This is a genomic window from Pseudomonas sp. 43mfcvi1.1, from assembly GCF_900115935.1.
GTDB lineage: Bacteria > Pseudomonadota > Gammaproteobacteria > Pseudomonadales > Pseudomonadaceae > Aquipseudomonas > Aquipseudomonas bijieensis.
In genome coordinates this window covers 72,333-85,307 of sequence record NZ_UETT01000005.1, presented here as the reverse complement: position 1 = coordinate 85,307, position 12,975 = coordinate 72,333, and the positions used below count along the sequence as shown (strand labels likewise).

The window sequence follows — 12,975 nt, the reverse complement described above, 5'->3', positions numbered from 1 at the left end:
GTGCACTGGCGCAATTCACTCTCGCGTGGGGGCTCTATGCAAAATCAACATTGCAATGAAAACCGCACCGACGATCCCTACCGAGATCATCAATCCATGCTCGCTGATGTAGGACACTGTGGCCCCCGTGGCAATGGGGCCCAATACGCTACCCAAGGTGTAGAACATCGCAATGGCCGTCATGGCGGTGGACACTTGATGTTCTCCAACCCGGTCTCCTGCCTCGATCACTGCCAGGGTGTTCATGCCGCCAATGGCGCCGCCCCACAGGAACACGATAATCGTCGCCAACCAAGGAAGCGGCTGGCTGAACGGAATGGCCAGGGTGCCCAACAACAGTATCAAGCCGCAGACTAATTGGCCGACTTTGTACGAACTGCGATCGGCCATCCAGCCGATCGGCAGTTGCAGGACGGTGCCGCCAATGCCGAACACCGATATCAGCAGGGTGGCGGCGGTCAACAGATAACCGGCCGAGAGGCTGTAGCCTGCAAGGAACGATACGGAGGAGGTTTCCGAAAAGCCTGCGATAAACGCGCCACACAGCGCCGTGGGGATGACGCTGAACAACTTGCCATGGCGTTTTTCCGCCGGGGTTTGCGGTCGCGTATCGTAGTCCTTGAGGGTCAAGGCCAGCGCGCCGGATAACAACACGATCACGGCACAGGCGTAGTAAGGCGCGGCACTCCCGACGCCGAACACAACCAACAGCAGCGGGCCAACAGCAATACCCAGGCCCATCAAGGTCTCATGAACTCCGATCGCGCGCCCGCGCTCGTCTTTCGAGGCGACCGCGACGATCCACGTATCGCAGGCAATCCAGCGCAGGATCAAGCCAATACCGAGCACGAAGTTCAGCAAAAAAATCAGCACCAAATGGGAAGTCAAAGTCATACCGATCAGCGCAGCAATCGTCAGCGCTGCGCTGAGGATATTCGTCTTGACGAGCCCCAGACGGGCCAGCAAACGCGGAACCCATTTGTAGAGCAACAGGATCGCCAACCATGAGGCACTGACAATCACCCCGATCTTTGCCGGCTCGACGCCTTGTTGCTCCAGCGAAAGCGAGAGCAGCGGAGTGACGGTACCAATCTGCACGATCTGCGACAGGGCCGAGAGAGTGTTTATCTTGGTGAGCGCAAACCAGCGTCGTTTGTCGGTGTACTCAATACTGGCATTTTCCATTCGTGACCGACCTTGGCTAGACAGCGGTAAAGTGTTCGAACTGCCACGGGCAGAGCTCACCTTCGGGCTTGTGGAATAGAGCATTAATGGTGTCCAGAGGCGTCCAGTCGGTCTGGATACCTTCGAGACTTCCGAGGAAGGGTAGAGCAATTTCCAGCACCCGACGATGATCCATCTGTTCGGGCTCGACGATCCCGCGGTCGGGGTTTTCGATGGCCCAGATAATGCCCGAGTACACACCGGCAGCCACTTGCAGGCTGGTGGCCGTGTTGAAGGGGGCAATCTGCCGCGCCTCGTCGATGCTCAGGATCGAACCGTACCAATAGGCGTTGAGGGCGTGCCCCATAAGCAACACGCCGAGCGCGTCGACACCACCTGGGGCAATCTCATCGTTCATGATCCGCTTACTGTCCTGGAGCTTCCAGCCCCTTCCTACATACTCGTGCACCGACAGTAGGGCATCGTCGCAAGGGTGGTAGGCGTAATGCACAGTTGGCCGGTACAGCAGCACGCTGCCATCCTTGACCGTCAAAAAGTCGGGAAGCGAAATGGCTTCGTTGTGGGTGATCAGCAGGCCAGTGCAGGGGCCGCCGTTGGGGGTCCAGGTTTTCACTGGCACCGAGGCACCGGGGCGCTCGAGGTAGATTGCGTTATTTGAGCCGAACGGGTGATGGCGAGCGAAGGGCGGCCAGGTTTTCTCGTGGGAACCCCAGCCCAGTTCCGCGGGCTGTCCGGCTTCGCTGACGAACCCGTCGACGGACCAGGTGTTGACGAACTCGTCATCAGACTTGATGCGTGACGAGCGCTGAGTGTCGCGTTCAGCGATGTGTATCACCTTTACGTTCAGCGCCATCGCCAGTTCGCCCCAGGCCAAGCGACCCTGGGCCTCAGGCACGGCCACGCCGAGTTTCGCAGCGAGTTGCAGTAAGGCCGATTTGACGAAATGCGAGACCAGGCCCGGGTTCGCGCCGTGAGTCACGACTGCCGTAGGGCCTGGCCCGAGTTCGTCTCCAAGGGCCAGCAACTGGTCGCGCAACGCGTAATTGGAACGCTGCGAGGTGGTCAGAGTGGGTTCGTTGTAGGTGCCCTCCCAGGGTTCGATGCAGGTATCGAGATACAACGCGCCTTGCGCATGGGCAAACCTGATCAGATCAGCGCTGCTCACATTGACCGACAGGTTAACGATGAAATCACCTGGCTGGACCACATCGCGCAACACGTGGCCAAGATTCTCGGGCGTCAACGCCACGTCGATAAAACTTACCCCCAGGTCGACGAACGGCTGGTGTTGCTCTATCTGCGGAGCGATGACCACAACCGATGAGAGATTGAATGCGCGCGCGCGGACAAGCAGCCCGATGGTCGCTTTGGTGATCGAGCCGAAGCCGATAAACACCAGTTTTTTGCCCGAAAAACTCGCTTCCTTGCTCATTTCAAATGGCCTCTAGAGTGGACTCAGTTGCGTCCAGGTGTTGGCTGCCAGGGGTGGCGGTCTCGCTGAAATCCGGTAGACGCCCGGTGGCGAAATACTGCTCCCATTCGCAAAATATCTTGGGCACGTAAATCAACGGCATATCGTGTCGATACAATGCCTTTACCGACTCTGCAAACGCCGGGTCCTGATGATTGGCGAACCAGTATTGATTGTTGTCATGCAAGTAGACCGGACACTTTTCAACGTCAGTCATATTGATGTAATTGCCCAGAGTCTTCTCAGCAATACGCTGCCAACCATGTAACACCACCTCGTAGAGCTGACCGCGCTCTGCCGAGGTCAACTCATACACCTCGCGTTTGAACTTCTGCAGGCTCATGTCACGGCAGAATATTGAAAAGGCATACACATCGGAGTTGAAGTTGACCGCTGGAATCGGTGCTGACATCAAAGGGTCATAAAGTTCGTCATCCAGATCATCTGACTGTGGACAAAATGCAACCGCATCAAAGTCTTCGAACAACACTTTAACGTTGGTGACCGGACACGTCAGATAGAGCTTTTTGTTTAGAGCGCGGCCCGTCGCCAACTCTTCGGCAGAGAACTCACTGAGCGGACTGAACAGGGCAGACAGACGTCGAACTTCTTGAGCCACGCTGTACGTGCTTTGCTCTGCGCTGGTGGTCGGGCAGATGATTAGACAAGCTACTGCCTCCCTGGCCTCGAGCGCTCGTACATAAGCCTCAAAGCTATCCCTGGCCTCTTGCGCGGTTCGAGCAATAGCCAGCATATAGCGATTCTTACTAAACTCTCGCCTACCCGCCGCGCATCCCAAACAACTGATGAACCAATCTTTCACTTCATCCAAAATTTTCTGATCGTCCATGGATCACCGTCCTGAGCGCTTTCCAAGTTTTGTGACAGACTGGCAAGGGAATGGCCTGAGTTTTTGGATCCAACCTGGCTTCGAAGCGATTAGTACATCGTGAAGAATCTAAGCACCAATACTCTTAAGACATAAGGTTATAAAAAAAATATTCACCGAATCGTCGGTAGTTACATGGAGCTCGGCGTTAGGGATCGGCAACTACATCATCTAAAGACATCCAGGACGTCTTTTTTTGTGCCTGAAATTCAGTGAGCTCGAGGCTTCAACGGTACTTGCGTGGATATGCCCAGCAGGCCGAAGCATCAAGTAACCAGGCCTTTTCAACGACGCTTCGCTTTCCCCAGATCAGCAATCAGAAAATCCCTGAACGCAGAAACCGCGGCCGGTAAATTTCGGCCAGCCATGCTTTGCAGTTCGATGCGTCGTGCCTGCATGCCTTCGTCGAGGATCGGCACGCATTGCAGGGCCTTGTCCGCCACCTGCTTTTGCAAGGTCATCTCGCTGGCCAGGCTGATAACGCCTTCTTCGCGGACGAAGCTATAGAGCGCGGCAACGTAGTTGGTGGTCAACACAGGGTCGAACAACAACCCCTGTACGCCGCAACAGATATCGAACAGTTGCCGTATCGTCGTGTCGGCCTTGGGTAACGCAATGGGCCAGGGTTGTAACTCAGCGAGGCTGACCGCTTCACGCCCGGCCAAGGGATGGGAATTGGCGACCACGGCAAAAATCGCCCCGCTCAGGACATGTTCGACCTTGATTTCCTTTTGCGGCGTCAGGCTGAAGGTCATCGCCAGATCGGCTTCGCCGGAGCGCACCTTCTCGGTCGCTTCGGCGGGTGCACAAACCTCCAACGTGAAATGAATGCCCTGGTACTCGCGCCTGAACGCGCTGATGCTCCTGGGCATGTATTCCAGAGCAAATCCTTCCGAACAGGCAACGTGCACATGACCCCGCTGCAAGCCATGCAGTTCGGTAATTTCCAGCACCACCTGCTCGGCCTCAAGCTGCGACTTGCGCGCATAGGCCGCCAATCGCGCCCCTGCCTCGCTGAGTACCATGCCTCGGGCCCGACGCTCAAACAAACTGGCATCCAGGGCCAACTCAAGCTTGGCGATTTGTCGGCTCACCGCTGACGCGGCGACATTCAAGCGCACGGAGGCTTCGCTGATCGATCCGCATCGCGCTACCTCCAGGAAATAACGCAGTGCCGTGGACTGCACACCATACAACTGCATCGGCGCCCCCAAGGATTGCCTTTTCGGCAACGCAAGTATCGAAATATTATTCTTGTGGCATTGATAGCCTTTCCCTACATTCGTGTCTAGACCAAAAACATGACCTGAGCTTCTCCCCCTCCTTTACGCATTTGCGATTCGCTGCCCTTTGATTCAACCACTCTCGCCAACGGAGACGACGGCATGGGCATCAAAGGTTTCGCCTGCAGCATTGCGCTGTTGGGCCTCATCAGCAGTTTTCCGGCACATGCCGGTAAAGCCAACGACACCCTGGTTTACGCTTCCGACAGCGAACCTGAAAACATCAGCCCCTATCACAACGATTTACGCGAAGGTGTGATTCTCGGCCGGCTGATCTGGGACAACCTGATCTACCGCGACCCCAGCAATGGCGAATACAAACCCATGCTGGCCAGCAGTTGGAAACAGGTCGACGACACCACCATCGATTTTGAGCTGCGCAAAGGCGTCAAATTTCACAACGGCGACGCCTTCACCGCCGACGATGTGGTGTTCACCCTCAACTACGTGGTGTCGCCCGAAGCGAAAGTCGTTACCGTGCAAAACGTAGACTGGATCAAGAGCGCCGAAAAAACCGGTGACTACAGTGTCCGCCTGTATTTGAAGAAGCCTTTCCCTCCGGCACTGGAATACCTGTCCAACGCCGTCCCGATGTTCCCCAAGCAGTACTTCGAGAAGGTCGGCCTGGCCGAATTCAGCCGCAAGCCAGTGGGTACCGGGCCGTATAAAGCGACGTCGGTGGTAGCTGGCGAAGGCGTGACCATGGAGATCAACAAGGACTACTTTCCGGACAGCCCTCAAGGCAAGCCCCATATCGGCCACCTCAAGTTCCGGGTGATTCCGGATGCAGAAACCCGCCTGGCCGAGTTGATGACCGACGGTGTCGACTGGACTTGGCGTGTGACCTCGGATCAGGCCGTCGACCTTAGAGGTATGCCGAACCTGACCGTGACCAGCGGCGAAACCATGCGCATCGGCTTCCTGATTCTCGATGCCCGGGGCACCTCCACTGAAAACTCGCCGATGAAGAACCTCAAGGTGCGTCAGGCCATCAACCATGCGATCAACCGCAATGCACTGGCCACGCAAATGGTGGGTGGCGAAGCCAAACCCTTGCAGGTTGCCTGTTATCCAGGCCAATTCGGCTGCGATACCACCGCGGCCACGGTCTACGACTACGACCCGGCCAAAGCCAAGGCGCTGCTCGCCGAAGCCGGTTACCCAAATGGCTTCGAGACAGAAATCTTCGCTTATCGCGACCGTGATTACGTCGAAGCCATCATCGGCAACCTACGTGCCGTGGGCATCAACGCCAAGCTGCGCTACTTGAAGTACGCCGCACTGCGCGATCAGCAACGTGGCGGCAAGGTGCCCATGTCGTTTCAGGCCTGGGGCTCGTTCTCGATCCTCGACACTTCGGCGTCGGCCGGCACCTGGTTCAAGGGTAATCCGGACGACAACATCAAGGACCCACAAGTCCAGAGCTGGTTGCAGACCGCTGACAACGCCCTCGACCCGCAATTGCGCAAGGACAACTACCGCAAGGCGCTGCAGCGCATCAGCGAACAGGCGTACTGGGCGCCGCTGTTCAACTACTCGATGAACTACGCCTACACCTCCGAACTCGCGTTCACGTCGTACCCGGATGAGCTGCCGCGTTTCGTTCAGTCCAGCTGGAAGTAATCCGCAACCGAGCGGATTGATCGAGAGGTGCCGTGGTGTGGATTAAGTCGCACCACGGACACGTCCTCACACCTGTCATCCATTGGATACGAGGAAACTTGCCATGCTTGGATTCCTTCTGCGCCGTCTGGGCATAGCTGTTTGCGTTGCCATTACCGTGTCGGTGATCAGCTTTTCGCTTTTGCACCTGTCCGGCGACCTGGCCACGGCTATTGGTGGGCCGGAAGCCACCAGCGAACAGATCGAACAGATCCGCGTGCAGTACGGTTTGAACAAACCGCTACCGACCCAGTACTTCAACTGGCTGGGAGATTTGTTGCAGCTGGACCTGGGCAACTCCTTTTTCTTTCAGGAATCGGTCTACAACCTCGTCGCCAGCCGCTTGCCGATTACCCTCGGGCTAGGCGCCATGGCGCTGGGTATCGCCTTGCTGGTGGCAATTCCACTGGGCGTGCTGGCCGCGGTCAAACGCGACACCTGGGTTGACCGACTGGCCTTGAGCATTGCGGTGCTGGGTCAGGCAATGCCCAGTTTCTGGTTTGCGCTGATGTTGATCGTGGTGTTTGCGGTGACGCTCAAGTGGCTGCCGGTATCCGGTAACTCGACCATGCTGCACTTCGTCATGCCGGCCATTGCCTTGGGCTACTACGCGACGCCGGCAATCATGCGCCTGACGCGCGCAGGCATGCTTGATGTGCTCAGCTCCGATTACATCCGCACCGCCCGTGCCAAGGGCCTGCGCCCTGCCCGCGTGTTGTTCAAGCATGCACTGCGCAATGCCTTGATTCCGGTCGTCGCACTGGCGGCGGTGGAGTTTGGCTTCATGCTCGGCGGTTCGGTCGTGATCGAAACCGTGTTCTCCCTGCAAGGCATCGGACAGCTTGCCTGGGACGCCATCGCCCGTGATGACTTTCCGGTGGTACAGGCCGTGGTCCTGCTGATTGCGGTGATCTACATCATCCTCACCTTGCTGGCCGACGTGCTCAACGCACTGCTCGACCCGCGCATTCGCGTGCGCTAGGAGGTTTACATGAGCACTCCCACGACCCTCGCGATCAATGACTACCTGCCACCCCCGAGCAGCCTGAGCCGAGTACTTGGCAAGAGCTTTCGTCACCGGGGTTTCGCCATCGGCGCGGTGCTGTTGCTGATCATCTTCGCGGGTGCATTGTTCGCGCCGTGGCTGGCACCTTACGACCCTTATGCGCAAGACGTGATGCTGCGCATGAAACCGCCGGCATGGATGGCCAACGGCACCTGGGAGTACCCCCTGGGAACCGACAAGCTGGGCCGTGACTACCTGTCGCGACTGCTCTACGGCGCACGTATCTCGCTGTTCATCGGCATTGCGGCGGCGCTGATTTCCGGCTTTATCGGCACCGTCATGGGGCTGTTGGCCGGTTACTACGGCGGCAAGGTCGATGCGTTCATCAGCTACCTGATCACCACTCGGCTGGCGATGCCGGTCGTGATGGTCGCGCTGGCCTCGGCCTCGCTGATGGGCGGCTCGTTGAAAGTGGTGATCGTGCTGCTCGGCTGCCTGTTATGGGATCGCTTCGCGGTGGTGGTCAGGGCTTCGGTGCAACAGATTCGCGATGCTGAATATGTGGCCTCGGCCCAGGCGCTTGGCTGCTCGACCCTGCGCATTCTGGTCAGCGAAATCCTGCCCAACCTGGTCGGCGCGCTGATCGTCGTCGCGACGCTGGAAATGGCCCACGCGATCCTCCTGGAGTCGGCGTTGTCATTCCTCGGCGTGGGTGTGCAGCCGCCGACACCGTCCTGGGGTTTGATGATCGCCGAAGGCAAACCCTACATGTTCTTTTCCCCGTGGGTCATCGCCATTCCCGGTGTCGCCCTGATGATTCTGGTGCTGGGCATCAACCTGGTCGGCGATGGCCTGCGCGATCTGATTCTGCCCGACGGCCGTAACTGAAAGAGGGTACCGAACATGGCACTACTCCATGTAGAAAACCTGCGCGTGGATATCCCCATGGGCAACAGCCCGACACCGGATGACATGCTGCATGCAGTGCGCGGTCTGAACTTTGAAGTCGAGCGCGGTGAAATGTTGTGCATCGTCGGTGAGTCCGGCTGCGGCAAATCCTTGACCTCGCTGGCGCTGATGGACCTGTTGCCACGCAAGGCCAAACGCACTGCGTCCCGGCTGACCCTGGACGGAATCGACATGCTGGGCCAGAGCGAGCGGCGCATGTGCGACCTGCGCGGCAACCGCCTGGCGATGATCTTCCAGGAACCGATGACCTCGCTGAACCCGGCCTACAGCATTGGCGATCAGCTCAGCGAAGTGCTGATTCAGCATCGCAAGGTGTCCCGCAAGGATGCCCTGGCTCGCGCCGCGCAGATGCTGGAGAAAGTCGGTATCAGCAATGCCACCGAGCGCTTGCGTCAGTATCCGCATCAGCTTTCGGGCGGTTTGCGCCAGCGGGTGATCATTGCCATGGCGTTGATGTGCGAACCGGACCTGATCATCGCCGATGAGCCCACCACTGCATTGGACGTGACCATCCAGGCGCAGATCCTGCGCTTGATCCGCGACATCCAGAAAGAACTCGGCCTGGCGGTGATCTTCATCACCCACGACCTCGGGCTGGTGGCACGGATCGCCGATCGGGTCGCCGTGATGTATGCCGGGGAAATCGTCGAGACGGCCCCTGCCCTGCAACTGTTCGAGAACCCGCAGCATCCGTACACCCGCGGTCTGCTGGCCAGTATTCCTATCCCTGGCCGGACCAAACCGGGGGAGGCGCTGGGTTCGATTCCAGGCCTGGTGCCAAGCCTGGTTGGCGAACAGCAAGGTTGCGCGTTCCGCAATCGTTGCGCTCAGGCGATACCGGCCTGCGCGCAAGACATCCCCGAAGTCGAGCAGAACGGACACATGGCGCGCTGCCTGTTCGCCGCTCCGGACCCAGCACCGATTCGCCATCAGAAGAGTGCATGGTCATGAAAAAAGACATCGCTTTGGAGCTGTGTGACATCCGTCGCGAGTTTCGGATCAACAAGGGCTTTTTCAAACCCGCCGCCACCCTGAAGGCCGTGGATGGCGTTTCCCTGCGCCTGATGCGGGGCGAGACCCTCGGCCTGGTAGGTGAGTCCGGTTGCGGAAAAAGTACCCTGGCAAAACTCCTGCTCGGCCTGTTGCCGCCTACCAGCGGCGATGTGCTGGTCAATGGCAAACATCTGGCGGCGACTGATCGCAAGGAAATGTCCCGGCACATTCAGCCGATATTCCAGGACCCGTACTCCTCGCTGAACCCGCGCAAGACCCTGCGCGAAATCATTACCCTACCGCTGATCGTGCATGACATCGGCAACCCTGCCGAGCGACGCAAGAAGACCGAAGAGATGCTCGATGTGGTCGGCCTGCCCAAGCGGGTGATCGACAGCTACCCGAGTCAGCTGTCCGGCGGACAACGCCAGCGGGTCGCGATCGCACGGGCGCTGATCATGCGCCCCGATGTATTGATTTGCGACGAGCCCACATCAGCACTGGATGTGTCGGTGCAGGCGCAGATTCTCAACCTGCTGCAAGACCTCAAGCGCGAATTCGGCCTGACCTACCTGCTGATCAGCCACAACCTCGCGGTCATCGAACACCTCGCCGACCGGGTCGCGGTGATGTACCTGGGGCGCATCGTCGAAGAGCGCACTCGCGAATCGTTGTTCGCCAAACCCGGCCACCCTTATACCCGCGCCTTGCTGGATTCGGTGCTCACGCCCGATCCGCGCCTGGGCATTCCCGAAATCGGCCTGCACGGCACCTTCCCCAATCCGATGTCGCCGCCGTCCGGTTGCGCCTTCCATCCGCGGTGCCCGAGCTGCTTCGCACCGTGCAAAACGGCCTACCCGGCCAATGATTCGATTATCGGGGGCAACGTGCGTTGCCACCTTCACGACAATCCTGCCCAAACACTGGAGCTTGTCCACTCATGAGTCGTTCACTGGCCATCAGCAACACCACAGAGCAATTTAACAACGGCGCATTTTTCAATCTGCTCGAACGTAGCGTCGCCTTGCCCACCGAAAGCCAGGCAGCGGACAGCCAGCCCGAGTTGTATCGCTACCTCAATGACTTCATCACCCCGCACGTCGAGGCGATGGGCTTCAGCGTCAAAATCTATGACAACCCGGTGGCAGAGCGCGGCCCTTTCATGATCGCCACACGCATTGAGCACCCAGAGCTGCCGACCGTGCTCAGCTACGGCCACGGTGATGTGGTGCGCGGCTATGAGGCGCAATGGCGTGAAGGCCTGTCGCCGTGGCAAGTCACGGTCGAAGGCGATCGCTGGTACGGCCGCGGCACGGCGGATAACAAGGGCCAGCACCTGATCAACCTGACCGCGCTCGAACAAACGCTCAAGGCTCGCGACGGCAAGCTGGGGTTCAACGTCAAGTTGCTGCTGGAAATGGGCGAAGAAGAAGGCTCGCCGGGCTTGAATGCGTTCTGTGCCGCGCACAGCAAAGAGCTCGCGGCGGATATTTTCATCGCCTCGGACGGCCCGCGCCTGGCGGCATCACGACCGACGATTTTTCTGGGCTCACGTGGGGTGTTCAACTTCGAGTTGGTGGTCAATTTGCGCGAGGGCGCCCATCACTCTGGCAACTGGGGCGGGTTGCTGGCTAACCCTGGCATCATCCTGGCCAATGCCATCGCGAGCATGGTCGATGAACACGGTCGGGTGAAAGTGGCAGGCCTGCAGCCCGAGACACTGCCGGAGCCGGTTCGCCAGGCACTGGCGGATATTGACGTGGGTGGCGGGCCGGGCGATCCGGAAATCGACGCCAACTGGGGTAACCCGCAGCTCTCGCTGAGCGAAAAGGTGTTCGGCTGGAACACCCTCGACGTCATCGCCTTCAAGACCGGCAACCCGGACGCCCCCGTGCATGCGATCCCGGGTAAAGCCAATGCCCACTGCCATATCCGCTTCGTGGTGAACAGCGACTACACGACCTTTATCCCGGCTGTTCGTGCCCACCTGGATGCTCACGGCTTCAGCAATGTCGAGGTCAGGCAAAGCCGCATCGATGTGATGCATGCCACTCGGCTGGATCCGCAAAGCCCGTGGGTCAGTTGGGCACTCGGCTCCTTGGCCCAGACCACCGGCAAAAAACCTGCGCTGCTGCCAAACCTCGGTGGCTCGCTGCCCAACGATGTGTTCGCGGACGTGCTCGGCCTGCCAACCCTGTGGGTGCCGCACTCGTACCCGGCCTGCTCACAACATGCGCCGAACGAGCACTTGCTGGCATCGGTGGTCAAGGAAAGCCTGCAAATCATGGCAGGGCTATTCTGGGACCTGGGCAACGACGCGGCACGCCTGACCCAGGAACATCAGTTACGGGAGCAGGCGCAATGAGTGCCAATCCACAACAGGCGCTGGACTGGCTCGCCGACCAGCGCCCAGCCATGGAAGCGCTGCTGCAGCGCATCGTCGACACCGACTCCAACAGCTATGACAAGGCCGGCGTCGACGCTGTGGGCGCGCTGCTCGCGGCTGAACTGGAAGCCGACGGCATCCTGCTCCAGCGCATGCCGGTCGATGGTTTTGGCGACGTGATGCTCGCCGAAGTGCCGGGCGCCGCAGGAAAGCCGGTGCTGTTGCTCGGCCATCGCGACACGGTGTTTCCCAAAGGCACCACCACGACTCGCGGCTACAGCCGCGACGCCGACCTCGCCTATGGCCCTGGCGTCGCCGACATGAAAGGCGGCCTGGTGCTCAATTGCTTCGCCCTCAAGGCTCTCAAACGCGCCGGTCAGTTGCCCTATCCGGTACAGGTTCTGTACACCGGTGACGAAGAAATCGGTTCCGGCAGCGCCAGAACCCATATCGAAAAAGCCGCCCGTGGCGCGCGTGCCGTGCTCAATACCGAACCCGGCCGGGCCAGCGGCAACGTGGTCAGCGCACGCAAAGGCGGTGCCACGCTGATCATCGAAGTCAGCGGCCGCGCGGCGCATGCCGGGGTCAACCATGCCGACGGCGCCAGCGCCATCGAGGCCCTGGCACGCAAGATCGTCAAGCTCCATGCCTTGACCGACTATCCGGCAGGCATCACCACTAACGTTGGCCTGATATCCGGTGGCACGTCCAGCAACACCGTCGCGCCCAGCGCCTGCGCGCGGCTGGACGTGCGCTTCATCGAACTCAAGCACTGGGACCAGATCCTTAGCGCAATCCTGGCCATCGTCGCAGAAGAAGAACTGATCGGCACCAGCGCCATCCTCAAGGAAGCGACGACCTTTCTACCGATGGAAGCCCATCACAGCGAACGGCTGCTGCGCATCTACCAACAACAAGCGCTGGCGCTGGGTTTCAGCGTCGAAGGCGAGTTCACCGGCGGTTGCGCCGACTCCGGATTCACCGCCAGCCTGGGCATTCCCACTCTGTGTGGCCTCGGGCCGGTGGGTGGCAAGGTCCATACCGATCGTGAATATCTGGAACTGGACACGCTGGTGCCCCGTGCCCAGGCCCTGGTGGCGACCATTCTGGCTGTCGGCGAGAGCCGTTGAA

The 12,975-nt window shown here is 59.4% G+C and carries 11 protein-coding genes; 7 read left to right on the top strand and 4 right to left on the bottom strand.

All coding sequences use genetic code 11. The features are described from left to right. Window positions 1–15 precede the first annotated feature (15 nt). From DTP52_RS11285 to DTP52_RS11270, 4 genes are all read right to left on the bottom strand, one after another. The gene (locus DTP52_RS11285; RefSeq protein WP_109753459.1) at window positions 16–1,185 is read right to left on the bottom strand and encodes an MFS transporter; all 1,170 of its coding nucleotides are present in this window, start codon (window positions 1,183–1,185) and stop codon (window positions 16–18) included. Window positions 1,186–1,201: 16 nt separating this feature from the next. Continuing rightward, window positions 1,202–2,617 (bottom strand): saccharopine dehydrogenase C-terminal domain-containing protein, encoded by a 1,416-nt coding sequence (locus DTP52_RS11280; RefSeq protein ID WP_109753458.1) that lies wholly within the window; start codon window positions 2,615–2,617, stop codon window positions 1,202–1,204. A gap of 1 nt (window position 2,618) precedes the next feature. After that, entirely contained in the window at window positions 2,619–3,506 is an 888-nt protein-coding gene (locus tag DTP52_RS11275; RefSeq protein WP_109753457.1) for a hypothetical protein, read from the bottom strand. Window positions 3,507–3,829: 323 nt separating this feature from the next. Then, window positions 3,830–4,747 (bottom strand): LysR substrate-binding domain-containing protein, encoded by a 918-nt coding sequence (locus tag DTP52_RS11270; RefSeq protein ID WP_025569579.1) that lies wholly within the window; start codon window positions 4,745–4,747, stop codon window positions 3,830–3,832. Between the two features lie 183 nt (window positions 4,748–4,930). Between DTP52_RS11270 and DTP52_RS11265 the strand changes: the two genes are divergently transcribed. The 7 genes from DTP52_RS11265 to DTP52_RS11235 all read left to right on the top strand — a co-directional run bounded on the left by DTP52_RS11265 (window position 4,931) and on the right by DTP52_RS11235 (window position 12,974). Further along, window positions 4,931–6,451 (top strand): ABC transporter substrate-binding protein, encoded by a 1,521-nt coding sequence (locus DTP52_RS11265; protein WP_109753456.1) that lies wholly within the window; start codon window positions 4,931–4,933, stop codon window positions 6,449–6,451. Between the two features lie 103 nt (window positions 6,452–6,554). After that, the gene (locus DTP52_RS11260) at window positions 6,555–7,472 is read left to right on the top strand and encodes an ABC transporter permease (RefSeq protein WP_109753455.1); all 918 of its coding nucleotides are present in this window, start codon (window positions 6,555–6,557) and stop codon (window positions 7,470–7,472) included. A gap of 9 nt (window positions 7,473–7,481) precedes the next feature. Then, a complete protein-coding gene (locus tag DTP52_RS11255; RefSeq protein WP_109753454.1) occupies window positions 7,482–8,384 on the top strand; it encodes an ABC transporter permease in 903 nt (300 codons plus the stop codon). A gap of 15 nt (window positions 8,385–8,399) precedes the next feature. Then, the gene (locus DTP52_RS11250; RefSeq protein WP_109753453.1) at window positions 8,400–9,416 is read left to right on the top strand and encodes an ABC transporter ATP-binding protein; all 1,017 of its coding nucleotides are present in this window, start codon (window positions 8,400–8,402) and stop codon (window positions 9,414–9,416) included. Further along, window positions 9,413–10,402: an ABC transporter ATP-binding protein gene (locus DTP52_RS11245; RefSeq protein WP_109753716.1), complete on the top strand. Its 990-nt coding sequence runs from the start codon at window positions 9,413–9,415 to the stop codon at window positions 10,400–10,402. The genes DTP52_RS11250 and DTP52_RS11245 overlap by 4 nt, the downstream gene beginning before the upstream one ends. Continuing rightward, on the top strand, window positions 10,399–11,823 hold the full coding sequence (locus tag DTP52_RS11240; RefSeq protein ID WP_109753452.1) for a M20 family metallopeptidase: 1,425 nt from the start codon (window positions 10,399–10,401) through the stop codon (window positions 11,821–11,823). The genes DTP52_RS11245 and DTP52_RS11240 overlap by 4 nt, the downstream gene beginning before the upstream one ends. Then, entirely contained in the window at window positions 11,820–12,974 is a 1,155-nt protein-coding gene (locus tag DTP52_RS11235; protein ID WP_109753451.1) for a M20 family metallopeptidase, read from the top strand. The genes DTP52_RS11240 and DTP52_RS11235 overlap by 4 nt, the downstream gene beginning before the upstream one ends. Window position 12,975 lies beyond the last annotated feature (1 nt).